Here is a 25,426-nt window from a genome sequence, read left to right on the forward strand (position 1 = left end):
TCGGTTGCCTCCTCGTTATGAGCACTTAGCGCCTGTACTTTAGGCGCTTACGTGCGATACATGTCACTGGCACTTAGTCTTTTGCATCCTGTGCATCAGTTCCCTGTTGTTCAGGTATAAGTCCCTGTATACCGGGTAATTTCCCCGGTAAAATTCATGGTTTTCCCTGTCCGGCTGTATGAGTCTTCCCGCCGGAAGCTTCTCCTTAAGCTGGTGAAAATCCTTTAAACAGCCGGCGCCCAGGGCGGCCAGCATGGCATCCCCATAGGAGGAGCACTGGAATGATTCCGGTATATGCAGGGGCATTCCGGCCATATCGCAGATAATCTGCATCCAGACGTGATTCTTTGTGCCTCCGCCGGCTGTTATCAGGGTATCGGGAGGCAGCCCCATTTCCTCAAACAGCATCAGGTGCTGGCAGGTGGAATAGCCAACAGCCTCAAGCGCTGCCCGGTTGATATGCTTCCTCGTGTGGTTTCCCTTCAGCCCGAATATCATGCCTGTGGCCAGCGGGTCCTGTATGGGGCTGCGCTCCCCGTATATGTAGGGCAGAATCATCAGTCCCTCAGAACCCGGGGCTATCTCCCCTGCTTCCCTTGCCATGACTGCATATGCGTTTTCCCCGCCCTTGGTTTCCCTTTCCAGCTCTTCCTGGTAAAACGTATCCCGCACCCACCGTGTCAGGGTACCGGCCGCATTGGTCCCGTCCCCCAGGCAGAATGTACCTGGTATGGTAAATACCTTGCCGCCTTTTACAGAACCATTTCCCCTGGGAGATGAATAATCCTCAGCCATGCGGTCCACGCAGTAGTAATAAAACATGGATGAGCCGTACTGGAAGAATGCGGTCCCAGGTTCTGTCAGCCCCACGCTGATTGCCTCCGACGTGGAATCCCCTGTACCGCAGATAACCGGCGTTCCCTCTGCCAGTCCTGTCTGGGCCGCTGCATCCTTGGTAACACAGCCTACCACATCGGTCGAATATGCACACGATGCTATCTGGTCCGGCCTGCAGTAAAGCCCGCATTCCTCCTCATTGATTGTCCCGTCCGCACGGTAAAGGGGCCGGAAGGAACCCTTGGCCAGAAACTGGTCAATCACATACCTTCCTGTCAGCTTTGCCGTGATAAAGGAGCTGCCTGTCAGAAACTTATAAGTCCTGCTGTATACGTCCGGTTCATTGTTTTTAATCCACAGTATCTTTGTTGCAGTGTCGCCGGAACAGATAGGGTGGCCGAACAGCCTATGCACATCCCCGCCATAGTAGCTGGTAAGCCACTGTATCTCCTTGTCCGCCCTGGAATCTATTCCGTACAGGATGGCCGGACGCAGCGGCCTGCACTGCTCATCCACAGGAAGACAGTCCGTCCCAAGGGTGCTGGCTCCGATACAGCTAATCTGTTCCGGGGCAATACCGCTGGTTTCAATCAGCTGCCTGGATATCCCGCAGAAATCTCCCCACCACACCTTGTCTGCATCATGTTCAAACCATCCCTGTTTTGGATGAGCCATTCCGTGGCTCATGGTATATTCTGCAGCCACTCTGAAATCTTCTCCTATGAGCATCCCTCTGGACTCATAGGTTCCGATGTCAATTCCCATAAAATATTGTCTCAATCTTCCCATCTCCTTATGGTTCCCTGCGGACCTCTTTGACAATCTCCATAAAGCTGCGGACCCGTTCTTCATCCACACGCTCGTTAAAGATTCCATTCTTTTTAAAGGCCGAGCCAATGCAGACAGCGTCGCAGTGCTTTAGTTTTTCCCTTACATTCTGATGATTGCATCCGGTATTGCAGAACACCGGGACATTTTTCTGTTTTGCCACCTCATGGACCCTGGACAGGACCACATCGTCGGGCTCCGCGCCTGCCGCTGCCCCTGATACACAGAGGCCGTCCGCAAAATCGCCAAACATGATGGATTTTGCCACCACCTGGATGTCCCGCTGTACAAGATAGGCATCCGCCTCCGGATTCACCTTGAACAGGAGCTTAAGGTGTTCCATTCCCAGGGCCTTTCTGTGACGGACAGCCTCTCCGCTGTTAGAGACATAGACCCCGTACTCTCCCATATAGGCGCCTGAAAAGCAGCTCCGCCCAAAGCAGGCGCCTGTGGCTGCTGCCAGGTCAATGGTTGCAATGGGATTCTTCACAACATTGACCCCAAACGGAACCCTGATTCTGTCCTTCAGTTTTCCGATTATGTATGCCATGGCAGATACAACGGCAATATCAGCCACAGGCTGGTACGGCAGGCTGAACTCGTTGGCAATGAGTATTCCATCCACGCCTCCGTCCTGCAATGCCATGAGGTCCTGCTCCGCATGGTCCAGCACCGCATCCATATCCCCGCAAAAACCAGGGTCCCCCGGAAGGGCGTCCAGATGCAGCAGTGCAATTATAGGTTTCTCCGCCCCAAACATGTCATGAATCCACATATCATATCTCCTACTCTCATTCATCCTCTAATTCATGGGTATTTTTCCTCAGCCAGGAAACGATGTCGTCAATGGCTTTATCCGGGTCGCAGTAATATCTGCGGTCACAGATTTCAAACGAAACCGTTCCGCCGTACCCTCTTCCCTTTATAGCATCATAGTATTCCTTCATGGGAAAATCCCCGTGGCCGGGAACCGTATGCCCCCTGTCATTAAAATGTATGTGCCAAAGCCGCTCTCCCAGATGGTCAAAATAATCATCCACGGTTTCCCCTGCATATGTCATCTGGTCCGTATCCAGCATGCCTGTAATCCAGGGAGAACCTATTTCATCCAGCATCTCCGCCACGTCCCTGCTTGTAATCAGTACATTGGTGGTAGTTACCTTTAATTCTTCCAGAAGAAGCCGTACCTGCTTCCTCCGGCAGTACGAATCCAGCTGCTCCAGTGACTCCCGGCAGTATTTCCACGCCTCATCCCTTGGCTGGTCAAAATAGCCAAAACCGGTGCTGATTTGGACGTTAGGGCATCCCAGAAACTCCGCGGTATCAATTGCCCTCTGGTAATAGCGGATGCTGGACTGCCTTGTGACTGTATCCTGGGTACAGAAATTCACGGGATAGGTGCAGTTTTCAGGCGTCATGGCCATTACCTTCAGATGTCTCCGCCTGATATCCCGGTCCAGTTCAATCAGCCGGTCCAGGGGGTAATCAAAGATGTTAAGCTGGGGTGCAGAGCAGTAAAGGTCAATGCTGTCAAAGGGTGAGCGCTCCACTTTGTCCAGAAACTTTTTGATGGGATAGCGTAAATAATGGTAATTCATTGGGGCAAATTTCATATGATATAGCCTCCTTTCATATCACAAACCGCATTTTCGCAAAACTGCAGCCCGGGAACCTGTCACAAGGCGAATCACGGTTCCAGGCTGCAGTTTTTAGCTGTCCCGGCAGCTGCCGGTCCGTATTAAAAGATGATGCTTCCAAGGAGCAGGGCCGCTGCCACGGATACCACCGTACACACAAGTCCCGGTACCATGTAGCTGTGATTCAGGACAAATTTTCCAATCTTTGTGGTTCCTGCTGAATCAAAGGCAATGGCCGCAACACACTGGCCTGATGCGGGAATGAAATAGTTGGATGAGCAGGCAATCCATCCAGCCACTATGATGTTGGCCGGAAGTCCTAATGCAATACCGATAGGCACCATAATCATGGTCGTGGAGGACTGGCTGGTGGTAATTGCGCCTACTATGAATACAGCTATAATATAAATCCATGGATACTGGTTGGTCAGGGCAGACATATTGTCAGTGATAAAGGATGACTGGTCTCCGATAAAGGTATTCACCAGCCAGCACAGTCCAAATGCCAGCACCACTGCAAACATACCTGTACGGAACACCGGCTGGTCCAGCACCTTGTCGCTGTCAAGCTTTGTGATAAGCACCATGGCTGCTGCTGCCACCAGCATGAAGATTTCGATAACCGTTGTCAGCGGCAGCTTATTTCCGTCAGCAAGCGTTGGCACAAGGGGCTTCACCGCGCCCAGCAAAACAATGCCGGCCATGGCAATCAGGAAAATCGCCACAGAAATCTTTGCTTCCTTAGTTGCAGGTCTTTCCTTTTTCTCTGTCTTTGTATAATCCTCAATCTGGCCTGCTGCAACACGTGCCTGGAATTCCGGATCATCTGCCAGTTCCTTGCCCTTTTTGATGACTGCAAGAGCGCAGACCACGGTACCAATCAGGGTTGCGGGGATGCAGACAAGGAGAAGGGTGAATATATTCACAGAGCCATAGCCTGCGGCCTCGGCCATAAAAGCAAGGACAGCCACGGTAGCCGCTGAAATCGGGCACGCAGTAATGGCCTGCTGGGATGAAACAATGGACGCTGAAATGGGCCGTTCAGGCCGGACGCCTGTCTCAATGGCAATCTCGTTGATAACCGGAAGAAGGCTGTAAACAATGTGTCCTGTACCGCACATAAATGTAAAAACATAAGCCACAACCGGAGCCAATACGGTAATCATCCTGGGGTTCCTGCGAAGTATCTTCTCTGCAATCTTAACAAGATAGTCCAGTCCGCCGCATGCCTGCATGGTGGCCGCCGCGCAGATTACTGCAATCATAATCAGAATAACGGTAATCGGCGGGTCGGAAGGTGCTACATGCAGTATAAATGTCATAATGAACATTCCTATTCCGCCTGCCATCGCCAGGAATGTACCACCAATTCGTACCCCCAGAAAAATGATAGCCAGAACGATAATCAATTCTATCCAAAACATAAATTATCCTCCTAATCCTTTGTAAAATGTTTCCCCTTCATGGTCAAAGAAATGATTTAATCTTTTGTTTTAAGAATGGTGCGCACATTCTTGGTAATACAAAAGCAATTCAGTTATGTATGTCTTTGTATTATTCTGTATTGTTTTGTATCTAATACAATAGTATATTCATTTGATTGTTTTGTCAATTAGTATTTGGTACTTTGTATATAACGTATAGTTATCGTTCTATTTTTTATGCAAATCTCACAAATCAAGGGACCATCAATGTATCATTAGCAAGAATACATTTGAATACCTATAATTCAGTCAGTTTGCAGCCATTTTCCGGCCGTACTTCCACACGGTCTGCACTTCCATACTCCAGGCATGTACTTCCATATCACGGCTGCGCTTCTGCACTTTTGCTGTCCATCCGTCATCCTATGCGTTCTGAATACCATGCAAGCGCCCTTTTCATAGCGTCTTCCGGATTCATGACATACCTCCTGTCCAGTATCTCCAGGCCCAGATACCCCCTGTAGTCCATGGCCTCCAGGTACTGGAGCGCCTGGTCCAGATACAGGTTCCCGTCTCCCGGAACCAGGTGCCCGCCGGGACTGCCATCCACAAAATGTACATGGGCCAGGTTCTCCCTGCCCAGTATTCCGATGAAAGTTTCAAATGTATCTACCCCGGTTGTGGCAATCACATCCGTATCTGCAAGGCCTTTGAGGACAGGACTGCCCACGGCGCGCAGCAGACGCAGCAGCTGGCCCGCCTCGTTGCAGATATGGGTTGTGTATTTTGTGAATGGTTCCAGTGCCAGTGTAACACCTTCCTGCTCCGCTTTCCGGCTGATTTGCAAAAATGCATCTGCAGTCCATTTAAATGCTTCCTCCGCATCCACATCCAGATAGGCGAAGCCTGTGGACACCACCATACAGCTGCATTCCAGACATACGGCTGCTTCTATATGCTTTATAAAAAAATCCACGGTTCTGTCCCGGTATCTCTTATCCGGATGTGAGACACTGACGGCATAAACGCATTGCTCCGGCGTAAAGCATGCTGTATTCAGGTGATGCTTCTTAATGGACCTGTTTAATTCACGCAGACGTCCGGCATCAAAATCCTCCAGATGCAGATGGGGCCCGGAAGCCCACAGTTCAATTGACTGGTATCCCAGACGTTCTGCAGAATCCAGAAAATAATCCAGCGTATAACGTTTGTAATGGTAATTTGCTGCGCAGAGCTGAGAAAGTTCCATACGTTTTCCTCCTTGTATAGCAAAATACCCCGCAGTACGCTGCGGGGTTTAAGCCCCCGCGGACAGGAGCCAGGCCGTGTACGCCTCAGAGCGGGCAGAAAAATGCTCCGGCACGCTGCCTACGCGGGTATATTTTATGGGTCATCAATGACAGGGCACCAATGTTGTCATACTTTCTGCCGTGCCCTAATACTCCACCTTCCACATGTAGCGGCGTGTCGGAAGCGGATGCTCACGCTTTGCCGCAAGGGCGTGGTTATAAATCGGGTATACATTATTAAACAGGGAGTGGTTAAAGTAGTCCACCACGGAAGCGTCAATGGTGGAAAGGCCCAGCTCCTTTGCGTCCAGGACCTCAATCCTTTTCGCATACGTACGAAGGAACTTTAGGGCTCTTTCATCCAGCGGGCGGGTAGAGCCCTCCGAAATCTGAATCATAAACGGACGGTTTGCATCCGTTATCTCAAACGGACCATGGAAATATTCTCCGGTATGGATGCTGCTGGAATCCAGCCACTGCATTTCCATAAAAATGCAGATACTCTCCATATAAGCAGCGCCGTAAGAAGCTCCGCTGCCCATGGTATAGATAACCGGGTCATTTTTATACGTTTCAGCAAACTCCAGGGCTCTCTCAGCTACATGGGCGCGGGCATTTTTGATGATATTGCTAATCATCCCCAGCCCCTCCTGGAACTTATGGTAGTTCCCGTATCCTTCCGTCTGCGCAACCAGTTCAACCGCCACAAGCAGGGCGCATAAGGTCTTCTCGCCTGCATAGTCAATGTCACCCTCCAGATGGTCCGGGCTTGCATCAAATGCATAGCGGATAATATAATCGCCAAATTCTATGATTTCCGATTCCTCAAGCCATGTCAGCACAATAACTGCGGCTCCTTTTTCCTTACCCAGCTTTGCAGCCTCAATGGTCTCCGGCGTATTACCCTTGTGACATGCCAGGCAGATAATGGAATTTTCCCCAAAGTCCCTGGGTGTGCTGTGAACAAACTCATTGCTGTTAATCCATGCGGATTTTATGGAGGCACACTCTTTCTCCATAAATGTCTTTGCCGGATAAAGGGCTCCCAGAGACCCTCCGCATCCCACAAAGTACAGGCTTTTCACTCCGCCCTTTGATTTCTTTGCTTCCAGAATTTCAGCAATTATATTTTTGATATCCGTGCCAAAGTATGCCATTGTCTTAACTCTCCTTTGCATTTTTGTTTTTAATTGTTTCTATATAAATGATAATACAATATGATACTTATTGTCAATAACAAATTAAATTTTTCGCAAATATATACAATACGGCCAATTTGTATTATAATATAATCAAGCATTATAACTTAAGGGTAACGCGGAGGATGTATATGGAACTAAATAATACAATTGCCACCCCTCTATATAAACAGTTGGAGGAAAAGCTGCAGAAAGAGATAGAAACAGGTGAGCGGCCGGCCGGAAGCAGGCTTCCCACGGAGAACGAACTAAGCGAAACATATAATGTAAGCCGTGTCACGGTCAGGAAAGCCCTGGCCGGTTTATCCGAATTAGGTTATCTTTACCGCAAATCCGGAAAGGGGACCTTTGTCGCAGAAAAAAAGATTCAGCGCGGCATCACCAATGGCGTCTTAAGCTTCACCGACATGTGCAGTATGATGAATGCGGTTCCCGGTGCCAAAATCACCAAAATAGCCCTGGAGGACCCAACAGAAAAAGAGATGGAACTGATGTCACTTGACAAGGATGAAAAGATACTGGTATTGGAACGCATACGGTATGCCGACGGAAAACCGGTCCAGCTGGAACTGAACAAGTTTCCTGAGTCATTTTCCTTTTTGTTCAGCGAAAATTTAAACGACGGTTCCCTGTATGAGATTCTGAAAAAACATAATATTATTTTAGACCATTCCCAAAAAACACTGGACATCGTGTTTGCCACCTCAAAAGAAGCCAAAGCCCTGGGAATTTCCAGCGGTTACCCCCTTTTGAGGATTGAAAGTGTGATTCACGATGTGGATAATACGATTACAAACCTCTGCCGCCAGCTCTGTATTGGAGACAAATTCAAATTCATTATTTAGGATGCGGGACATTCAAACGACTCCCCCAGCTGCCGGTGTACAGCAAGCAGCTGGGGGAGTCTCTTTTAGCTCTTCCTTATTTTTTTATTCACAAAATCGTTTGCAAACCGGTAATATACCTTTTTTGGCATATAATCCGCCATGGCCTTCACCAGTTTTCCGGCCTTGTCAGGTATGCAGATGACACGCCCTGCTTCAAAATCCTTCATGGCCTCATCCACCACATCCTCCGGCTGCCGGAATCCGAACATGCCTTTTCTCGTTTTATCCACAGGCATTCCATTATTTTCGTGGAAATCCGTATCCACAAATCCCGGACACACCGCCTGAATCCGGATTCCCGTCCCCATAAGCTCCATGTGGAGCCCTTCGGTCAGTGTAATCATAAAGCGCTTAGCGGCAGCATAGGTGACATTGCCCGGTACTACCGCAAATGCCCCGTCGGATGAGATATTGATGATACTGCCTTGATTCCGTTCTTTCATCCCCTTCAGGACATGGTGGGTGATTTCAGCCACAGCTGATGTCTGAAGATAGATAAGGCGCCTCAGCCCCTCCATATCCGTATCAATAAATGAGGTTCTGAAGCCAAAGCCGGCGTTGTTCACCAGCACATGAACCTCCCTGCCCTCCAATGATGCAAGCAGCTTTTTCACGCCGTCATCCCGGGCCAGGTCCACCAGAATCACAATTACCCTGCAGCCATATTTGTCCCTGATTTCCTGCGCCCTCCTTTCAATCACCTCTTTCCTTCTCCCGGTCATGATTAAGTCATATCCCTTTCCTGCAAACCACTTTGCATAGGCCAGTCCCAGACCGCTTGTCGCCCCTGTAATCAATGCATACTGTTCCATCTTCCTACCTCCTGACGTCTTTCTAATGAACATTGTTCATTCGCTTTTTAAAAAAAGATTCCCGGACCAGCGGCAGCGGGAATCCTTCTCTGTACCTACCCATATATTTACCATTTTCAACTAATTCCAGGGCCCAGGATACGTTTCATAATCATACGGATTCCGGCAGCTTTCTCAGCCGATGACAACGCATCATTCTCCAGCACCGGAACCGCGCCAAAGAGCATGTATGACGCGGTAAGCGGAATATTCCCCACCCTTGTAATTCCCATTTCATTCATCTCCTGCAGCTTTTCCTGCATATAAGGCTCTATGGTTTCACACAGTTTAACCGACATAAGCATCTGAAGACCGTGATTCTCCTTCTTATGAAAAAAATGATGATACTTTTCCCTGCCATCTGACTGAAGAAAGAGCTGCTCCATTTTGTCCAGAAAACCATCCAGCGAACCATCCTTCTCTTTCAGCAATTCAATCATTGGCAGCGTAATATCCTTTACGTACTGCTCAATTGCAGTGTCATACAGAACCTGCTTTGACTCAAAATACCGGTAGCACAGGCCCGGCACCACATTCATGGCAGCGGCAATGTCCCTCATGGTTGCTGCCTCATACCCCTTTTCCATAAAAACCAGCATGGCCGTGTCCAATATTTCCTGTTTGCGGACCTCCGGCTCCTTGGATATCCTGGCTGTCTTGCGTTCCATCTGTGAACCCACCTCTTTTCCGGATTTATCCCAGTTCTGTTATTTTCTGATTGTAATTTTGGACTGTATTACTTGACTGTACCTTTTGTTCGCATTCTTTATAAAACTATTCCCTCCAGTAATCATAGGATACCACCTCATTGAACAAAAGTCAATGAATTATGTTTATTCATTAAGCCGCATAATTAACTCCATGTGTTAAGCTGCCAAATTTTATCAACATTTCACACAAAGTTCAAAATTCTGCTCCTGTTCTCCATGTTATAATAGACTCATTCCACTTGATAACAGGAGGATTTCCATGCGCATATTAGTAATTGAAGACGAGAAACGGCTGGCTTTTACATTAGCCGACATGATAGGCGGGGCCGGATATTATACCGATGTCTCCCACGATGGGGCAGAAGGGCTGGAGCTGGCTAAAAGCGGTATTTACGACGCCATTGTTCTGGATGTAATGCTTCCCGGAATAGATGGTTATGAAGTCCTGAAAAGGCTGAGGAACTCCCGCAGCATGACGCCTGTGCTCATGCTGACTGCCAGGTCGGAACTGTCAGACCGGGTCAGGGGATTGGATGCCGGCGCGGACTACTATCTGACAAAGCCCTTTGCCACAGAAGAATTCCTCGCCTGCCTGCGCACCGTGCTGAGGCGCCACGGCGATATAGCACCTGACACATTATCCTTCGGCGACCTTATCCTCACGCCTTCCATGCCCGAACTCTGCTGCGGCGGCAGCAGCGTACCCTTAAGCGCCAAAGAGCTGGAACTCATGAGCCTGCTGATAAAGAACAGCAGCCAGTATCTCCCCAAGGAAACCATTCTCCTTAAGGTATGGGGATATGACGCCAACGTAAATTCCAACAGCGTGGAAGCCTACATATCATTTCTGCGCAAAAAACTCGCTCTGCTGGGTTCCTCAGTCAGCATCTCTGTTATGAGAAACATTGGATATAAACTGGAGGTATCTGTATGATACGGAAAGTGAGATGGAAATTTTCAGTCATCATGATGACCATAGTTACCCTTCTTCTGGCTGTCATCTTCATAACACTGTACTACACAACAAAAATAAACTATATCCAGAGAAGCATGGACACCCTTCATTCCGCCATGATGGAAAATCCCCCGGGCAGTGCGAGGGGACAGGCACCCCCTCCCCATCCCTCCCGCCCCCGGAGGCAGGAGCTGCCTCTCATGGTCGTAGATATAAAGCAGGGCAATTATACGGTTGTGAAGAACCAGCTTCTGAGTACGGAAAGCCAGGAGGCCGAAACCCTGGTTTCCCTGGCAGAAAGCAAAGGCAGTGAATCCGGCACCCTAAAGGACCTGCATCTGCGTTATTTACGCGGAAAAACCATGCCCGGCCAAACAGTACGGTATGTATTTGCCGATATATACGAAGAGCAGAATTCTCTCTATTGGCAGGTGATTCACTCTTCCATTATCGGCGCATGTTCCTTTGCCGTTTTTTTCCTGTTCTCCACCCTTCTCTCCCGCTGGGCTGTAAAGCCGGTGGAAATTGCCTGGCAGCAGCAGCGTCAGTTTATCGCGGACGCTTCCCATGAGCTGAAGACTCCTCTCACAGTCATCCTCTCCAATGCGGATATGCTGGAAAAAGACCGGAATATACCCAATGGACAAAACCGGCAGCGAATAAGCCACATAAAAGCTGAATCTCTGCGGATGAAACAGCTGATAGAAAGCCTTCTCACCCTCGCCCGAAGCGACTCAGGACAGGAAGCAGCAGTCTACAAGCCCATTGACCTGAGCTTCATAGTAAACAGCAGCCTCATGGCCTTTGAACCTCTTGTCTTTGATATGGACAAGCGCATCACCTGTGATATTGAAGCCTCGCTCCAGGTAAATGGAGATGAGAAGAAACTCCGGCAGCTGTCAGATATCCTTCTTGACAATGCCTGCAAATACAGCAGGGAAAACGGTTCTATCTATGTGACGCTGAAAAAGGACGGCGCGAAAGAGGCGCTCCTCACTGTGTCAGATGAGGGAACGCCTCTCACAAAAGAAGAAATCAAACACTTGTTTCTCCGCTTTTACCGTGCAGATGCTGCCCGCAGCAATATTCCCGGCTACGGTCTTGGACTTTCCATTGCCCAAAGCATTGTCAATGAGCACGGAGGAAAGATTGGTGCCGGCACAGATGGCTCCGGTGTCAATCTCTTTATGGTGCGGCTGCCCTTACTGGAATAAACAGATAATCCCCGGTTCACCGGCCTATTCAAGAAACGCCGTCCCATTCATGTATCCGGACCCGTCAAACACATGGATACCCTCACCCAGATTCTCCGCCAGCAAAGTCTCCTGTATTTCCACTACAGAAGCTTTGCCGGAAACATTTCCTTCTTCCGGCACCCTTTCAAACTTCCCTTCCCGGCCTCCTTGTCCCGGGATTTTTTCAAAAGTACCCCTCCCTCCGCCGGGCATTCTTCCAAAACCGCCGCCGGATGGCGTACCATATTGATTTAATATACGGTCCACCGTCACCTGGATATCCTGGTCTCCGGCCGCTATGTGATAAGTCTCCCCGGTTTTTAAATCCGGTGAACTGAAGAGCAATGCCTCAAACGCCTTTGAAACCGCTGTTTCCGCCAATTGATTCCCCTGACTGTCCTCGATTGATATGGTTGTTCCGGCACTCTGACTCTCATCTAAGAAAACCACCAGCATGGGCTGGGATGAGTCCTCGGAAAACGTCTGGAACATACCTGCGCTTCCAACAGCCAATATGGTTCCGCCTGATACGGTTCCTGTGCCGTTGTAATCCAGAGCACCATTTCCGCCATTTTCTGGTCCCTCCACAAGGACGGTTCCCCCCTCCAGAAACAAGTCTCCGTTGGAATCTATACCATCTCCGGAGGCATTGATTCTTATGTCTCCTCCTGAAATGCGGATGTAAGCTCCCTCTGTTACATCAAAGGCACCTCCGCCCGGTCCCCGCCTGCTGCCAAAGGAATCTGTCCCCTCTGCATTTGATACCCCGGAGGCATCAGAGCCACCTGCTGCATTGATTCCGTCGTCCTCTGAATGAATCCGTATGGTTCCTCCGGTAATTTCCACACATAGCCCTTCCAGTCCCTCATAGCTCTGTTCCACTGTTATGGTTCCGCCTGAAACCTCAACCAGCGTTTCAGCCAGTATTCCTTTCTTTCCCGCTGTTATGGCCACGGTACCGCCGGTAATTCTCACATATCCCTTGTCCTCTTCCGTGTCATTATTTGACTGGATTCCATCGCTGCCCGCTGTAATGGCAAGACTTCCGCCATTCACCTCCACAAAATCCTTTCCCTTTACGCCGTCTTTTGCCGCCCCTATGACATAGGTGCCGGAATTGATAATAACCCCGTCCTTTCCCCGTATCCCGTTCATATAATTACCGCTGATTTCCAGCATGCCGTTCCCCTCAAATACCATATCGTCCTTACTGAAAATAGCTGCGTCCGGCTCGTCCTCCCCGGCCTGCAAATAGACATACGCACTTCCGTCAGATACCTTGTTTTCCGAACCATCCTCCAGGACAATGGTCAGCAGCCCGCTTTGGCTGGCATAGATTGCAGAATAGCCGGAATTTGCAATAGAAACATTATCCAGCACCAGAAATACCTCATCCTCCTTTCCCGCATCCACCGTCACGCCTCCCTCTGCTATATTTCCTGTTAAACGGTATGTCCCGGCAGCAGAAATGGTGACATTGGCTCCGTTCGCCGCCGCTCCCTCCCCTTCTATGGTCACTATATTTTCATTTCCTATAATTAAGGTTTCCTTTCCATTCCCACTAAAAGCCCCTGTCTGATTCCCTTCTGGCCCCCCTGTATTCCCCGCTCCTATCTCATCCTTGCCAGCTGTTTTTGCACAGCCGGCAAGAAGCAGGGCGCCTGCCAGACCGGCTGCCAGGCCAGCTTTTCTAAATCTCCTGTATCTTATTTTGTCTCTATGCATACAAACATCCTCCTATAATTCTTCCCTGCTGTCCGGCAGCCGGCCGCAGACAATGGTAAGGTTTCCATTCCTGCAGCGTATATCATCCAGCATGTTCTTCTCAATTGTCCCGGATTTTAAATCCACGTGGTAGCACAGTTCATAGAGACTGCCCATATTTACAGTCCTGACCCGCACAATCTCTGAATTTCTAGTGTATTTCTCAAATATATCGTCAAAAATTCCCGAATAATCCAGATTTTCCGGTATGGTAACCTTCAATTCCTTCCTCCCTGCACTGCCGGCCGGAAGGGATACCAGAAAAATGGTAATCCCGCCGGCCACTATCATCAGAAGCAGCGCGGTTCCCAGATAGCCCATTCCGGCAGCCAGACCCAGGGCCATGGCCAGAAATATGCTTCCAATCTCCCTTGCATTGCCCGGCATGGACCTGAACCGCACCATCCTGCTTCCGGCAGGTATTGACCGTGCTGAGGCCGGGCGGTCTGTTCCTGATTTGCAACGAGGCCTGCAATCCGGAGGACGACAGGTGGAGCAAAATCATAGACGGAATGACGGTATACAGCGGCAGTCAGCTGGAACAGTATCTGCAGGAAGCAGGGTTCAGCAGCATCCAGTGTGACGAGGACCGCCGGAAAGGCCGCATTTGCCTGATTGCAGAAAAAAAGAGATAAGGCGTGCCCCATCATCTGACCAACATGGCAATATGATAAATATAAGGCGTCTTATATCTTATCATAAGCCATGTTTTCTCTTATATCTCAATTTTTCCCGTCAAATAACCCTGGCTTTTTTACATTCTCCCTTTTACAGTGTTTTCTAAAACCTTCCAGAAATCGTACACATAATTCAAAAAATATTCGAAAAAAGAAAAATAAATAATTAAAAAATTAACAATTGACAAAAAACAAAACATTTGCTATATTGAATGTGTAAAGACTAAAAGTTTTAAAAATGCAATAAATCAAATTAATTTTAATTTTAAAATGTCAATATAGATTCAAAACAGTGAGGGGGCTTTTGCGCTGCCCGCGTAATTCCCGGCCTGACCTTATACCGTACATATAACATAAAGTAATAATTTTCGTAAAATAATAAAAACTTTATTTTTTAAAACATTGGGGTTACAATCTAAGTACATTTATACTTAGGAGGAAATTATATGAAGACCATTGAGAACGAGATGCCATTTTTCCAAACCCTGCTTAAACTTTTAAAAAATCAGTTTGGTATGGAGTCAGAATTTATCCTGCATGACTGGTCAAAAGGTTATGACCATAGTGTGGTAGCCATTGAAAACGGACATATCACAAACCGCAAGATTGGAGACTGCGGCAGCAACCTGGGCCTGGAAGTGATACGCGGAACCGCTACAAGCGATATGAAATGCAACTATGTCACGCGCACAAGGGACGGAAAAGTCCTGTTGTCCTCCACCATGTATATAAAGAATGATGACGGACAGGCTTTGGGCGCTCTGTGCATTAATACAGATATATCCGAAAGAATCAAAATAAAGGAATATCTGGATGCTTCGCTTCCCGAAGAGCTGAATAAAAAGGACAGCAACGAAGAGTTCTTTGCTACGGATGTATCTGACTTACTGGTATACCTAATAGACCAGGGGATAAATAAGATTGGCAGACCTGTCAGCGAGATGACCAAAGAAGACAAAATGAAGGTATTACGTTTTCTGGATGACAGAGGAGCGTTTCTCATCAGCAAATCCAGTACGAAAATCTGCCAGATTCTGGAAATCTCCAAATTTACCTTGTATAACTATTTGGATGAAGTACGTGAACGTAAAGAGTCCATTTAGAAATAAAATTTCTACCAAAGAGTAGAAAATTAAGAAAGGACGGCGAGGTAGTAATGAGAAAAATCAAACAGATTAAAAGGATTGCAGCAGTCGTAATGGCGGTTTCAGTTGCAGTGGGGCTGACAGCATGTCAGCAAAAAACTGACTCCCAGGGAAACTCTTCCCAGACAGGAACCCTCCAGAAAGTGCTGAAAGAGAGGAAGATGACGGTGGGATGCATTTTGTCCTTCCCTCCCTTTGGCTACAAATCAGAGGATGGCACTCCCATGGGATATGATGTGGACATGATTCATGAACTGGCGGATTCTTTAGGTGTGGAGGTTGAGATTGTGGAAGTTACTGCCGACGCCAGGATTCCCAGCCTGGAGACAGGCAAGGTTGATGCTGTATTCGGGAACTTTACAAGGACACTGGAGAGAGCACAGAAGATTGATTTCTCAAATCCTTATGTTGTTGCCGGAGAACGGCTTCTTGTAAAAAAAGGCAGCGGGATTAATTCCGTCGACGATTTAACCGGCAAGAAGGTTGCCGTTACAAAGGGGTCAACAAATGCTGAACTGATGGCAACATTAAACCCCAATGCTGAAGTAGTCTTCTTTGAAACGTCTGCAGACGCACTTCAGGCTGTAAAGAACGGCCAGTGCGCCACCTTCCTGGAGGACAGTAATTTCCAGCAATACCAGGCAGCCCAGAATGATGACCTTGAGGTGGTAGGCGATTCCCTGATTTCTCTGGAATACAATGCAATCGGCGTAAAAAAGGGCGACCAGGACTGGCTCAATTACCTGAACCTTTTCATCTTTAACACAAATGTATCAGGTAAAAATGATGAAATGTACTCAAAATGGTTTGGGGAACCAATGCCGTTTGATTTAAATCCTCAATATTAATCAAAGTAAATGGGGCTCCGTTACGGCAGCCCCATTCTATAGAAAGAGGTGTTAATATGTTCCTGGATTGGTGGACTCCCATCGAAAATCTTCCGGCACTGCTCAGAGGTGCACTTGTATCCCTTGAACTTACCCTGACCGTCTTCGCGCTGTCCCTGTTTTTCGGAACGGTTGTAGGATTTCTGCGGTATAACAGACAGCACAAAGCCGGTTACCGCATCGCAACTGTGTATGTGGAATTAATCCGCAACACCCCTATGCTGGTTCAAATTTTCTTTCTCTATTTTGGACTTCCCCAGTTTAAGATTTATCTTCCTGCCTTATTCGCCGGTATACTGGGACTGACCATTAACAACACAGCATACATAGCGGAAATCGTCCGTTCCGGTATCCAGTCCATCCCCAAGGGCCAATGGGAAGCGGCCAACTGTCTGGGGTTAAAGCCCATCCACGCGTTTCTGGATGTCATCTTTCCCCAGGCCCTGCGCAACATTTTCCCTTCGCTTATTAATCAGTTCATCATGATACTCTTTGGTACGAGCCTGCTTTCCGTTCTTGACATCAAAGACCTTACCCAGGTGGCCTCCATACTGAATTCCCAGAATTTCCGAACCCTGGAGTTATTCACCTTTGCTATTGGCATCTACTATATTATGTCGGTGCTCTGCTCTAAAATCCTAAGATATGTTAATAACCGGTTCTTTCCAAGTATCAGCAACGGCGGGAGGTAAAATAAATGGATGGTTTTTTACGAGTTTTCTCCTATTGGAGGCTGCTGCTGGACGGTTTTCTGATTACGCTTAAGCTTTCTCTCACAGTAATCATTACCAGCACCCTTTTAGGAGTTATGTGCGGTATGCTCTTTACCTTAAAAAACAAGGGTGTCAGGGGCATTTTAAGGGTATATGTGGAATTATTCAGAGGATGCCCTCTGCTCATGCAGCTGTTTATGGGTTATTACGGCCTGGCTTATCTTGGAATACAGATAGATATCTTTTCAGCTGTAGTATTAGTATACACCTTGTACGGAGGCGCCTATATAGCGGAAATCATACGCTCCGGAATCGAAAGCATTCCAAAGGGACAGTGGGAAGCCGCTAAATGTATTGGCCTGCGTCCACTGGATGTACTCAGAGACGTCATACTGCCGCAGTCCTTTAAAATATCCCTGCCGGCACTGATTGGTTTTCATCTGGGACTAATCAAAGATACGTCCATTGCATCCATCATTGGATATTCCGAACTTCTGCGGGAAGGGAAAACCATCATGAATGTCACAGGGTATCCTTTTGAGACTTACATTCTTGTGGCAGTGATTTATTTCATTATATGTTATCCGCTTTCAAAATACGTAGGGTGGACAGAAAGGAAGGCAGGCTTATGATTGAGGTGAAAAATATTTATAAATCCTTTGGCGCTCTGGATGTTCTGAAGGATGTATCTCTGACTGTAAACAAGGGCGAGGTGGTAGTAATCATAGGCCCCAGCGGTTCAGGAAAAAGTACGCTGCTGCGCTGCATCAACCATCTGGAGACTCCTGATAAGGGCGAAATCGTGGTGGATGGCCAGGTTCTCACCGGCAAATCCAGCCAAATCAGAAAGGTCAGGGCCAACCTTGGTATGGTTTTCCAACAGTTCAATCTCTTTCCTCATATGAATGTCTATGACAACATCACTCTGGGGCCTAAGCGTGTGCAGAGCATGTCCAAAGAGGACATGGATAAAACGGTGGATGACCTTCTGGCAAAGGTAGGGCTGTCTGACAAAAAGTATAGTTATCCCCCCCAGCTGTCGGGCGGTCAGCAGCAGCGCATTGCCATAGCCAGAGCACTGGCCATGAATCCGGAATACATGCTGTTCGACGAACCCACCTCTGCCCTGGACCCGGAGTTAATCGGAGAAGTACTGGAAGTCATGCGCCAGCTGGCAAAGGACGGTATGACAATGATTATCGTGACTCATGAGATGAAGTTCGCCAAGGAGGTGGCGGACCGCGTAATCGTAATGGCGGACAGCCACATCATAGAGCAGGGACCTCCTGAAGAGTTGTTCACAGCGCCTAAAGAGGCACGCACCCGTTCATTCCTGCGGTCAGTTTTGGAAAAAGAATAAAATAAAAGATAGAAAGGATATAATGCTATGGATGTATACGAAAATATCAGAAAATCAGGATACGAATTGCCCCCAAGCCCGCCCAAAGGAGGTATCTATAAACCCGTTAAACAGGTAGGAAATCTGTTGTTCATATCAGGTCAGGGAGCTACACGCAATGGACAGCCTGCTGTCTCCGGAAAACTGGGCAGTGAACGTACCATCGAAGAAGGACAGGAGGCTGCCAGAATCTGCACGCTGAATGCATTAAGCGTGCTCCATGAATATCTGGGCGATTTAAACAAGATCAAAAGTGTTGTTAAGATTCTGGCCTTTGTAGCCAGCGCTCCGGGATTCAATTCCCAGCCCGCTGTGGTTGACGGTGCTTCCCAGCTTTTAAAGGACGTATTTGGTGATGACAACGGAGTAGGCGCCAGGTCTGCTATTTCTGCTATTGAATTACCTGGTAATATTTCAGTGGAAATTGAGTTCATATTCGAAATTTGATGCAGACTGTCTCACATTGGGAAGGAGGGATAGGAATGGACGAAAACCGTTATCTTCTTAAACACACGGACGAGATTATCACCCCATGCTTAATCTATTATAAGGATATCATTGAGCAGAATATAACTGAAATGATATCTGCCGCCGGCAATGCAAACCGTTTATGGCCCCATGTGAAATCCCATAAAATGAAAAAGCTGGTGGAGCTGCAGATTAAAATGGGTATTACAAGATTCAAATGCGCAACCATAGCCGAAGCCCAGATGGTTGCCGAAAGCGGTGCTTCCGATGCACTGGTGGCTTACCCGCTGGTGGGGCCCAACATAAAACGGTTTCTTGAATTAGTTAAAACCTATACAGGCACACGTTTCTGGGCCATTGGAGATGACCGGGAGCAGGTCTCACTGCTTAACAGCGCTGCCGGCACCCAGGAAATCATGGTGAATTTTTTGGCCGACGTCAACATGGGTACCAACAGAACCGGGATTTCCATGGATAAACTGCCGGATTTTTACCGGTACTGCTGTAATCTTCCCTGGCTCTCTGTCCAGGGGCTTCACTGCTATGACGGCAACAACGGCATTGCCGAATACGATGCCAGGGAAAAAGCAGTGGACGAAATAGACCGGGCAGTATTCACAACCGTGGCCGCCCTGGAGCAGGCGGGCTTTCCCTGCCCGGTTCTGGTTATGGGCGGCACCCCCTCTTTTCCCTGTCATGCCCGCTATAAACGTGTTTATCTGTCACCTGGCACAGGCGTTATCTCCGACTTCGGTTACGCCAGTAAATTTACAGATGAAACCTTTGCGCCTGCCGGATTGCTCATGACCCGTGTTGTCAGTCATGGCGCTCCCGGACTCTTTACATTGGATTTGGGCTATAAAGGAATCGCCGCCGACCCTCCCGGCCTCAGAGGCTGTCTTATCGGTGACTGGCATGCCACCCCCCTGAATCAGAATGAAGAACATTGGATTTGGAAAATGGAAGAGGGCTATGAGGACCAGAGGCCCGCTATCGGAACTGTATTATATGTGATTCCCACCCATATCTGTCCCACCAGCGCCCTGTATCCTGAAGCCCTGGTTGCCCTGGATGGTAAAATAGTTGATATTTGGGAAGTGACAGCCAGAAACAGAAAGCTTTCCATATAGGGAGGTAAATGCTTATGAATATACTGGATAACAGGATAATTGCCATCCTAAGGGATGTGGATGCAGAGAACATCGCAGACGTAATAAACGCTTTGATGGATGGCGGCATCAAAGCCATTGAGATTCCGTTAAGCCATAACTCTCCTGCCGCCAAAGCAGCCAGCCTCCGAACCATCCAAAAATCCCATGAGATTTTTGGAGACCAGATTTTCCTGGGGGCCGGAACCATATTAAGTCCTGAAGAAGCCGAGTCCGCGGCCAATGCCGGAGCAAAATACATTATATCTCCCAACATGGACCCTGAAACCATAAAAAAGACCAAGGCATTGGGGTTGTTCTCCATGCCGGGAGCCATGACCCCCTCGGAGATTGCAGACGCTTATAAAAATGGCGCCGATATTGTCAAAATATTCCCGGCCGGAAATCTGGGGGCAGATTATATCAAAGCGATAAAAGGCCCTCTGGGTTTTATTCCGTTTGCTGCTGTGGGAGGGGTCAATCTTGAAAATGCCGGAAAGCTGCTGCAGGCTGGTTATCACATGATTGCTGTGGGAGGAAACCTGGCCGACAAAAAGGCTATACAGGACGGCGACTTCCGGAAAATCAGCTCCCTGGCCAGAGCTTATAAAGAAATTGCGGACACAGCAATATAGCAAAAACAAGTAAAGCAGGTATATCTATGGGAAATATATGTATAACAATAGACGGAGGAACCACCAATACCCGCTGTCTGGTTTGGAACCGGGAAGAACAGGTCATAGCCGGCTGCAAATTAAGCATCGGAGCGCGCAACGGCGCTATTGAACACGGAAATGACGCTCTAAAGACCCAGCTCAAACTCAATCTGGAGCAGGTATTGGAGTCCTCGGGCCATTGTTGGGCAGATGTGGAATCCGTCCTTGCATGCGGTATGATTACCAGTTCCTCAGGACTATATGAATTGGCTCATTTAAGTACACCTGCCGGATTAAAAGAATTGGCCGAGGGCATAAAAACCATACTGATTCCCGATGTAAGTCCTGTGCCCATTCATTTTATACCCGGTGTGAAAAACCGTGTAAATCATCCGGACTTCGAATCCGTGGACCGGATGGATATGATGCGCGGAGAGGAAACAGAAAGCATGGCCTTATTGAGCCGCCATCACAAGGGAACCCCCATGCTGCTCATTCTTCCTGGTTCCCACAACAAATATATATCCGTAGATGAGAAATGCAGGATTACCGGATGCATGACATCAATGAGCGGCGAAATACTCTCATCTCTTACGTTAAATACCATACTGGCAGCATCCGTTAACTGCAGCTTTTTAGATGAGTCTGAGCTGGATACATATTGGCTCCTGAACGGCTGCAGAAACAGCCATGCATTAGGTATTGGAAGAGCTGCATTTCTGACCAGGGTCCTTCATCTGTTCTGCGAACGTTCGCCCCAGCAATTAGGCAGCTATCTCCTGGGAACAGTCGTTGCTCTGGATTTGGAGGCGCTTAAGGGTTCAAAAGCAATCACCTTTAACCACGGCCATAAGATTGTAATTGGCGGAAAAGGAACAATGGCCCTTGCCCTTTCCCAAATCCTAAAGGAAGAGTATCCTGATTCAGAGGTTTTACAGGATTGCACGGAATACCTGGCAGGCATGGGAGCCAGGTTAATCTGGCAGGCTTCCCTGGATAATTAGCCACTTCACGCCTGTCTCATTCATTTCGGCCGCCGGAACCCAAATCCATTCCCGGCGGCCCTTCTCTTTCCATCTGTCTACAAACTCCAGTTCAGGCTCTTTCCCTGAAGTTCCGCCATATGATGGTATATTCCCTTCTGCTCCATCAGTTCTTCCGGCGTCCCCTGCTCTGCCACGCAGCCATCCTTTAACACCACAATCCGGTCTGCTCCTGCCACGGTCCTCATTCTGTGCGCAATTATCAGCACAGTCTTATTCTTAACCAGATTGGATATGGCTTCCTGTACCTGCGTCTCATTCTCCACATCCAGCGAGGCCGTGGCCTCATCCATGAGAATCACGGGCGCATCCTTTAAGAGGGCCCTGGCAATAGACAGCCGCTGGCGCTCACCGCCGGACAGAGTGGAGCCATTTTCTCCAATCCGTGTCTCATACCCCTTTGGCAGACGGCGGATGAATTCCCCGCACTGAGCTGCCTCGGCTGCTTCCATAACCTCCTGGTCGGATGCGCCTTTGCGGCCCAGCCGGATATTTTCCATGATGGTATCGTTAAACAGGACCACATCCTGGAACACAATGGAAAAGCTTTTGAGCAGTGTCTCCGGCTCTATCTGGCTTATGTCCGTTCCCCCCAGTGTAATCTTCCCTCTGTCAATATCCCAGAACCTGGCTGCCAGCTTGGCACTGGTGGATTTTCCGCCGCCTGACGGCCCGACCAGAGCCGTCACCTGGCCCTGCTTTGCAGTAAAGGACACATCCTTTAAAACCGGTTCCCCGTCTTTATAGGAAAATCCCACATGGTCAAACACAATGTCATAACCATCATAGACAGCTTCCTTACTGCCCTGCTGGACAGGCTGTTCCTCAATTCCTTTCATCCGTTCCACCACCAGAAGGGTGGAATACACAGCCGACAGGTTCTGCAGACAGCTGCTAAGAGGGCCGTACAGCCTGGTAGACGCCACCATGAACATGAGGAACAGCATGAAGTCAATGGAACGGGATGACAGCAGGGATGCTCCCGCCAGTACCGTGGTGGCCATGCCGACTTTCAGGAACATCTGGGACGCCGTGACCATGGTGCCGTTAAACAGCTCCAGGCGTATGGTAATGGACTCCACATTCATAATCTTCCGGTCCAGTCCTTGCAGATACTCCTCCTTCTGGTTATTGGCCTTGATATCCTGAATATTCTCAATGCACTCCTGGATACCGTCGGATGCAGCGATTTTCGTCCCCTTCTGCCTGCGCTCCACCCGGTCCACCATGGGCCGGGTGCCTGCTGCCAGAAGAAAGGACACAGGAACCACCCACAGCACAGCCAGGCCCATCCGCCAGTCAGCAGCCAGAAGGCACACTCCGATGAAGGCCGTGGATATAAATGCGCCTATGAGTTCCGGTATGAAATGGGAGAATGCCTTTTCAATAAACGCGCTGTCAGCCATAATGGTGGTGGTTAAATCCGCCAGGTCCCTCTTTCCAAAAAAGGACAGGGGCAGGGTCCTGAGCCGTTCTGCCAGCCGGATGCGCATATTGGCGCTTTCCGTATAGGAGGCCACAAAGGTAGCGTTATACTGGATTCTCCAAAAAACAAATATTAATATCAAAAGGATAATGCTGATAATTACATACCCGGCCATCCCCATGGAAGGAGCCTTAAGACCCACCAGAGGGCCCAGCAGCCGTTCCAGAAACAGGAACAGTATGCCCATGGGGAAAATCAGCCCCATATTAGTCAGGGCGCAGAAAAATATGGCCTTTGTCAGGTCTCTTCCCCCTTGTTCGCTCAATGCGAATTTTCTCTGCAGATACTTGCTCATGCCATTCCACCTACCTTCCACTCTACTGAGGTCTGATAATCCTTCCACATTTTTGCATACAGCCCCCGGGCCTTCAGAAGTTCATCGTGATTTCCCTGCTCAGCCACCCTGCCTTCCTCCATCACGAAGATACAGTCGGCCCTGCACACCGTAGACAGTCTGTGCGCAATCATAATCACAGTCTTGCCCTCCACCAGCTTCTCAAATGCCTGCTGAATCAGATATTCATTATCCGGGTCTGCAAATGCCGTGGCTTCATCCAGGAGAACAATGGGAGCATCCTTCAGGATTGCCCTGGCCAGGGCAATTCTCTGCATTTCCCCGCCTGACAGGTACACGCCCTTGGTCCCCACCACCGTATCCAGCCCCTGGGGCATCTTTTCAATGATGTCCTCACACCTGGCTGCTTTCACGGCCCTCATGACCTCCTCCTTATCCGCCTTTGGCCTTGCCGCCCGTATATTGTTCAGCAGGCTGTCCTTAAAGAGGCGGCTGTCCTGGAACACAAAGCTGACCTGCTTCATCAGCTCTTTTGTCCCCATGTCCCTCACATCCACGCCGCCGATGCATATGCTTCCCCTGTCCACGTCAAAGAACCTGGGAATCAGGCTGACCAGGGTGGTCTTGCCGCTTCCCGAGGCCCCTACCATTGCGGCGGTTGCTCCCTGGGGTACGGTAAGGGACACGTGGTCCAGGGCATTTACCCCGTCCTTATTATAGGAAAAGGAAACGTCCTTAATCTCAATCCTGTGGTTTTCAGGCTTCCTTGGAACAGCTGGCTCAGGAAGGGGTTTTTCCCTGATAATATTCAGTATGCGCTCCAGGGCATCATTGGCAGCCACGGTATTTTCACTGGTCCACATGATTTTATCCATCATGGTCACGCAGACAGGCGTAAAGAGGATATAAAAAACCAGGTCCAATACCGTTGTCACATAGGCTTCCCCCCTGGCCGCATCCCCTGCCAGAAGAAGCCCGGCTGGTATGAGAACGGCAAAAATGCCGTTGATGCTGACTGAATAACAGCACATAGGTATCCTGAGGGACAGGGTATAATTCACAGCCCAGTCCTTGTAGCGCATGATGGAATCGTGAAAGCTTTTAAAGGAAAAAATGCTCTGCTGGAATGTTTTCACCACAGGTATTCCCCGCACATACTCCACGGCCTCATTGTTCATGTCCTCCAGGGCATTCTGGTACTGCCTCATGCACTCGGCCATTCCGGTCCCCATCATCCGGCTGAGGAAAAATGCGCCTGCGGCCATGGGGATGAGACTAATCAGGCCAAATCTCCAGTCGAACACCAGAAGCAGAACCAGCACTGCCGCAGGTGTCACCAGGGCACCGGCCAGGTCCGGCAGCTGATGGGCCAGATACGTCTCTGTCTGGCCCGCTCCGTCGTCGATGATGCGGCGCAGCTTTCCGCTGCCAGTCCCCTTAAAATAACCAATAGGCAGTTCTGTCAGATGGTGAAGGGCAACTGTTTTCATGTTCCTGGCCGTCCGGAAGGCAGAAATATGGGTGCACATCAGAGCTCCAAAATAGATCAGCATACTGAAGAGCGAGGATGCCACCGCCATCCATCCCCAGTAAACCAGCATTCCCCCGTCCGGGCCCTCGGGCCAGTTAAGCACCGCCAGCTTTATCACCTTCCACATACACAGATAGGGCACCAGGCTTATGACTGCGCTGATTCCTGACAGGACGCAGCCTGCTCCCGTCAGGTATTTGTGCTTTCCCGCAAAGGTCTTGAGCGTCACCTTACCTGTATCAGGAAGCTGTGTCATAATATGCTTTCGTTTACCATCCACTTTTTCATCCTCCTTTTATTAGTTTCAACTAACCATTTGTTATAAAATTAAGGCTGTCAGGCTCCCGCCTTAAGCCTCTCTC

General features: G+C 48.9%; 25 protein-coding genes. 13 read left to right on the plus strand and 12 right to left on the minus strand.

Annotated features, from left to right (window positions below; genetic code table 11):
* Nucleotides 1-63: 63 nt before the first annotated feature.
* From FGS84_RS10860 to FGS84_RS10885, 6 genes are all read right to left on the minus strand, one after another.
* A complete protein-coding gene (locus tag FGS84_RS10860; protein WP_138308251.1) occupies nucleotides 64-1,617 on the minus strand; it encodes an FGGY family carbohydrate kinase in 1,554 nt (517 codons plus the stop codon).
* A 13-nt stretch (nucleotides 1,618-1,630) separates the two neighbouring features.
* Nucleotides 1,631-2,440, minus strand: coding sequence for a BtpA/SgcQ family protein (locus FGS84_RS10865; protein ID WP_138308254.1), 810 nt, complete (start codon nucleotides 2,438-2,440; stop codon nucleotides 1,631-1,633).
* A 16-nt stretch (nucleotides 2,441-2,456) separates the two neighbouring features.
* Nucleotides 2,457-3,278, minus strand: coding sequence for a sugar phosphate isomerase/epimerase family protein (locus FGS84_RS10870; RefSeq protein WP_138308255.1), 822 nt, complete (start codon nucleotides 3,276-3,278; stop codon nucleotides 2,457-2,459).
* A gap of 125 nt (nucleotides 3,279-3,403) precedes the next feature.
* Nucleotides 3,404-4,726: an anaerobic C4-dicarboxylate transporter family protein gene (locus FGS84_RS10875; RefSeq protein WP_138308257.1), complete on the minus strand. Its 1,323-nt coding sequence runs from the start codon at nucleotides 4,724-4,726 to the stop codon at nucleotides 3,404-3,406.
* Nucleotides 4,727-5,144: 418 nt separating this feature from the next.
* On the minus strand, nucleotides 5,145-5,975 hold the full coding sequence (locus FGS84_RS10880; RefSeq protein WP_138308259.1) for a sugar phosphate isomerase/epimerase family protein: 831 nt from the start codon (nucleotides 5,973-5,975) through the stop codon (nucleotides 5,145-5,147).
* Between the two features lie 186 nt (nucleotides 5,976-6,161).
* Entirely contained in the window at nucleotides 6,162-7,172 is a 1,011-nt protein-coding gene (locus FGS84_RS10885; protein WP_138308261.1) for an SIS domain-containing protein, read from the minus strand.
* 173 nt (nucleotides 7,173-7,345) lie between these two features.
* On the opposite strand from FGS84_RS10885, the gene FGS84_RS10890 reads away from it, so the two are divergent.
* Nucleotides 7,346-8,059: a GntR family transcriptional regulator gene (locus tag FGS84_RS10890; protein ID WP_138308262.1), complete on the plus strand. Its 714-nt coding sequence runs from the start codon at nucleotides 7,346-7,348 to the stop codon at nucleotides 8,057-8,059.
* A gap of 65 nt (nucleotides 8,060-8,124) precedes the next feature.
* On the opposite strand, the gene FGS84_RS10895 is transcribed toward FGS84_RS10890, so the two are convergent.
* Complete coding sequence (locus tag FGS84_RS10895; RefSeq protein WP_138308264.1) at nucleotides 8,125-8,913, minus strand: SDR family oxidoreductase; 789 nt, start codon at nucleotides 8,911-8,913, stop codon at nucleotides 8,125-8,127.
* Between the two features lie 116 nt (nucleotides 8,914-9,029).
* Nucleotides 9,030-9,620 (minus strand): TetR/AcrR family transcriptional regulator, encoded by a 591-nt coding sequence (locus FGS84_RS10900; RefSeq protein ID WP_138308266.1) that lies wholly within the window; start codon nucleotides 9,618-9,620, stop codon nucleotides 9,030-9,032.
* A 301-nt stretch (nucleotides 9,621-9,921) separates the two neighbouring features.
* Between FGS84_RS10900 and FGS84_RS10905 the strand changes: the two genes are divergently transcribed.
* Both FGS84_RS10905 and FGS84_RS10910 read left to right on the plus strand, forming a co-directional pair.
* Entirely contained in the window at nucleotides 9,922-10,596 is a 675-nt protein-coding gene (locus tag FGS84_RS10905; RefSeq protein WP_138308268.1) for a response regulator transcription factor, read from the plus strand.
* Nucleotides 10,593-11,831, plus strand: coding sequence for a HAMP domain-containing sensor histidine kinase (locus tag FGS84_RS10910; protein ID WP_138308269.1), 1,239 nt, complete (start codon nucleotides 10,593-10,595; stop codon nucleotides 11,829-11,831). The genes FGS84_RS10905 and FGS84_RS10910 overlap by 4 nt, the downstream gene beginning before the upstream one ends.
* A gap of 24 nt (nucleotides 11,832-11,855) precedes the next feature.
* Here FGS84_RS10910 and FGS84_RS10915 read toward each other — a convergent pair whose 3' ends face one another.
* Both FGS84_RS10915 and FGS84_RS10920 read right to left on the minus strand, forming a co-directional pair.
* A complete protein-coding gene (locus FGS84_RS10915; protein ID WP_138308271.1) occupies nucleotides 11,856-13,577 on the minus strand; it encodes a carbohydrate-binding domain-containing protein in 1,722 nt (573 codons plus the stop codon).
* Nucleotides 13,578-13,589: 12 nt separating this feature from the next.
* Nucleotides 13,590-14,003: a hypothetical protein gene (locus FGS84_RS10920; protein WP_347563824.1), complete on the minus strand. Its 414-nt coding sequence runs from the start codon at nucleotides 14,001-14,003 to the stop codon at nucleotides 13,590-13,592.
* Between the two features lie 35 nt (nucleotides 14,004-14,038).
* Here FGS84_RS10920 and FGS84_RS10925 point away from each other — a divergent pair, with 35 nt between their 5' ends.
* The 10 genes from FGS84_RS10925 to FGS84_RS10970 all read left to right on the plus strand — a co-directional run bounded on the left by FGS84_RS10925 (nucleotide 14,039) and on the right by FGS84_RS10970 (nucleotide 21,713).
* A complete protein-coding gene (locus FGS84_RS10925) occupies nucleotides 14,039-14,251 on the plus strand; it encodes a hypothetical protein (RefSeq protein WP_178332027.1) in 213 nt (70 codons plus the stop codon).
* A 488-nt stretch (nucleotides 14,252-14,739) separates the two neighbouring features.
* Entirely contained in the window at nucleotides 14,740-15,396 is a 657-nt protein-coding gene (locus tag FGS84_RS10930) for a helix-turn-helix transcriptional regulator (RefSeq protein WP_138308275.1), read from the plus strand.
* A 53-nt stretch (nucleotides 15,397-15,449) separates the two neighbouring features.
* Nucleotides 15,450-16,286 (plus strand): transporter substrate-binding domain-containing protein, encoded by an 837-nt coding sequence (locus tag FGS84_RS10935; protein WP_138308277.1) that lies wholly within the window; start codon nucleotides 15,450-15,452, stop codon nucleotides 16,284-16,286.
* 56 nt (nucleotides 16,287-16,342) lie between these two features.
* Entirely contained in the window at nucleotides 16,343-17,017 is a 675-nt protein-coding gene (locus FGS84_RS10940; protein ID WP_138308280.1) for an amino acid ABC transporter permease, read from the plus strand.
* Nucleotides 17,018-17,022: 5 nt separating this feature from the next.
* The gene (locus FGS84_RS10945) at nucleotides 17,023-17,670 is read left to right on the plus strand and encodes an amino acid ABC transporter permease (protein ID WP_138308282.1); all 648 of its coding nucleotides are present in this window, start codon (nucleotides 17,023-17,025) and stop codon (nucleotides 17,668-17,670) included.
* Nucleotides 17,667-18,398 carry an amino acid ABC transporter ATP-binding protein gene (locus tag FGS84_RS10950; RefSeq protein WP_138308284.1) on the plus strand — a complete coding sequence of 244 codons (732 nt, stop codon included), beginning with the start codon at nucleotides 17,667-17,669 and terminating at the stop codon, nucleotides 18,396-18,398. Before FGS84_RS10945 ends, FGS84_RS10950 begins: the two co-directional genes overlap by 4 nt.
* Before the next feature lie 27 nt (nucleotides 18,399-18,425).
* On the plus strand, nucleotides 18,426-18,884 hold the full coding sequence (locus FGS84_RS10955) for a RidA family protein (protein ID WP_138308285.1): 459 nt from the start codon (nucleotides 18,426-18,428) through the stop codon (nucleotides 18,882-18,884).
* A 35-nt stretch (nucleotides 18,885-18,919) separates the two neighbouring features.
* Nucleotides 18,920-20,035, plus strand: coding sequence for a D-TA family PLP-dependent enzyme (locus FGS84_RS10960; RefSeq protein ID WP_138308287.1), 1,116 nt, complete (start codon nucleotides 18,920-18,922; stop codon nucleotides 20,033-20,035).
* 14 nt (nucleotides 20,036-20,049) lie between these two features.
* The gene (locus FGS84_RS10965; RefSeq protein WP_138308290.1) at nucleotides 20,050-20,688 is read left to right on the plus strand and encodes a bifunctional 4-hydroxy-2-oxoglutarate aldolase/2-dehydro-3-deoxy-phosphogluconate aldolase; all 639 of its coding nucleotides are present in this window, start codon (nucleotides 20,050-20,052) and stop codon (nucleotides 20,686-20,688) included.
* A 26-nt stretch (nucleotides 20,689-20,714) separates the two neighbouring features.
* Complete coding sequence (locus FGS84_RS10970) at nucleotides 20,715-21,713, plus strand: 2-dehydro-3-deoxygalactonokinase (RefSeq protein ID WP_138308292.1); 999 nt, start codon at nucleotides 20,715-20,717, stop codon at nucleotides 21,711-21,713.
* Between the two features lie 77 nt (nucleotides 21,714-21,790).
* On the opposite strand, the gene FGS84_RS10975 is transcribed toward FGS84_RS10970, so the two are convergent.
* Nucleotides 21,791-23,533, minus strand: coding sequence for an ABC transporter ATP-binding protein (locus tag FGS84_RS10975; RefSeq protein ID WP_138308294.1), 1,743 nt, complete (start codon nucleotides 23,531-23,533; stop codon nucleotides 21,791-21,793).
* Nucleotides 23,530-25,320 carry an ABC transporter ATP-binding protein gene (locus tag FGS84_RS10980; protein ID WP_207739905.1) on the minus strand — a complete coding sequence of 597 codons (1,791 nt, stop codon included), beginning with the start codon at nucleotides 25,318-25,320 and terminating at the stop codon, nucleotides 23,530-23,532. The genes FGS84_RS10975 and FGS84_RS10980 overlap by 4 nt, the downstream gene beginning before the upstream one ends.
* Between the last annotated feature and the right edge of the window lie 106 nt (nucleotides 25,321-25,426).

The organism is Clostridium sp. 1001271st1 H5 (assembly GCF_005845215.1).
Classification (GTDB): domain Bacteria; phylum Bacillota; class Clostridia; order Lachnospirales; family Lachnospiraceae; genus Enterocloster.

What these genes read in the sequence shown, in the direction of transcription:
- FGS84_RS10865 (WP_138308254.1), bottom strand. Translation starts at nt 2,440, where the DNA reads ATGTGGATTCATGACATGTTTGGGGCGGAGAAACCTATAATTGCACTG.
- FGS84_RS10870 (WP_138308255.1), bottom strand. Translation starts at nt 3,278, where the DNA reads ATGAAATTTGCCCCAATGAATTACCATTATTTACGCTATCCCATCAAA.
- FGS84_RS10875 (WP_138308257.1), bottom strand. Translation starts at nt 4,726, where the DNA reads ATGTTTTGGATAGAATTGATTATCGTTCTGGCTATCATTTTTCTGGGG.
- FGS84_RS10880 (WP_138308259.1), bottom strand. Translation starts at nt 5,975, where the DNA reads ATGGAACTTTCTCAGCTCTGCGCAGCAAATTACCATTACAAACGTTAT.
- FGS84_RS10885 (WP_138308261.1), bottom strand. Translation starts at nt 7,172, where the DNA reads ATGGCATACTTTGGCACGGATATCAAAAATATAATTGCTGAAATTCTG.
- FGS84_RS10890 (WP_138308262.1), top strand. Translation starts at nt 7,346, where the DNA reads ATGGAACTAAATAATACAATTGCCACCCCTCTATATAAACAGTTGGAG.
- FGS84_RS10895 (WP_138308264.1), bottom strand. Translation starts at nt 8,913, where the DNA reads ATGGAACAGTATGCATTGATTACAGGGGCGACAAGCGGTCTGGGACTG.
- FGS84_RS10900 (WP_138308266.1), bottom strand. Translation starts at nt 9,620, where the DNA reads ATGGAACGCAAGACAGCCAGGATATCCAAGGAGCCGGAGGTCCGCAAA.
- FGS84_RS10905 (WP_138308268.1), top strand. Translation starts at nt 9,922, where the DNA reads ATGCGCATATTAGTAATTGAAGACGAGAAACGGCTGGCTTTTACATTA.
- FGS84_RS10910 (WP_138308269.1), top strand. Translation starts at nt 10,593, where the DNA reads ATGATACGGAAAGTGAGATGGAAATTTTCAGTCATCATGATGACCATA.
- FGS84_RS10915 (WP_138308271.1), bottom strand. Translation starts at nt 13,577, where the DNA reads ATGCATAGAGACAAAATAAGATACAGGAGATTTAGAAAAGCTGGCCTG.
- FGS84_RS10920 (WP_347563824.1), bottom strand. Translation starts at nt 14,003, where the DNA reads ATGCCGGGCAATGCAAGGGAGATTGGAAGCATATTTCTGGCCATGGCC.
- FGS84_RS10930 (WP_138308275.1), top strand. Translation starts at nt 14,740, where the DNA reads ATGAAGACCATTGAGAACGAGATGCCATTTTTCCAAACCCTGCTTAAA.
- FGS84_RS10935 (WP_138308277.1), top strand. Translation starts at nt 15,450, where the DNA reads ATGAGAAAAATCAAACAGATTAAAAGGATTGCAGCAGTCGTAATGGCG.
- FGS84_RS10940 (WP_138308280.1), top strand. Translation starts at nt 16,343, where the DNA reads ATGTTCCTGGATTGGTGGACTCCCATCGAAAATCTTCCGGCACTGCTC.
- FGS84_RS10945 (WP_138308282.1), top strand. Translation starts at nt 17,023, where the DNA reads ATGGATGGTTTTTTACGAGTTTTCTCCTATTGGAGGCTGCTGCTGGAC.
- FGS84_RS10950 (WP_138308284.1), top strand. Translation starts at nt 17,667, where the DNA reads ATGATTGAGGTGAAAAATATTTATAAATCCTTTGGCGCTCTGGATGTT.
- FGS84_RS10955 (WP_138308285.1), top strand. Translation starts at nt 18,426, where the DNA reads ATGGATGTATACGAAAATATCAGAAAATCAGGATACGAATTGCCCCCA.
- FGS84_RS10960 (WP_138308287.1), top strand. Translation starts at nt 18,920, where the DNA reads ATGGACGAAAACCGTTATCTTCTTAAACACACGGACGAGATTATCACC.
- FGS84_RS10965 (WP_138308290.1), top strand. Translation starts at nt 20,050, where the DNA reads ATGAATATACTGGATAACAGGATAATTGCCATCCTAAGGGATGTGGAT.
- FGS84_RS10970 (WP_138308292.1), top strand. Translation starts at nt 20,715, where the DNA reads ATGGGAAATATATGTATAACAATAGACGGAGGAACCACCAATACCCGC.
- FGS84_RS10975 (WP_138308294.1), bottom strand. Translation starts at nt 23,533, where the DNA reads ATGAGCAAGTATCTGCAGAGAAAATTCGCATTGAGCGAACAAGGGGGA.
- FGS84_RS10980 (WP_207739905.1), bottom strand. Translation starts at nt 25,320, where the DNA reads ATGACACAGCTTCCTGATACAGGTAAGGTGACGCTCAAGACCTTTGCG.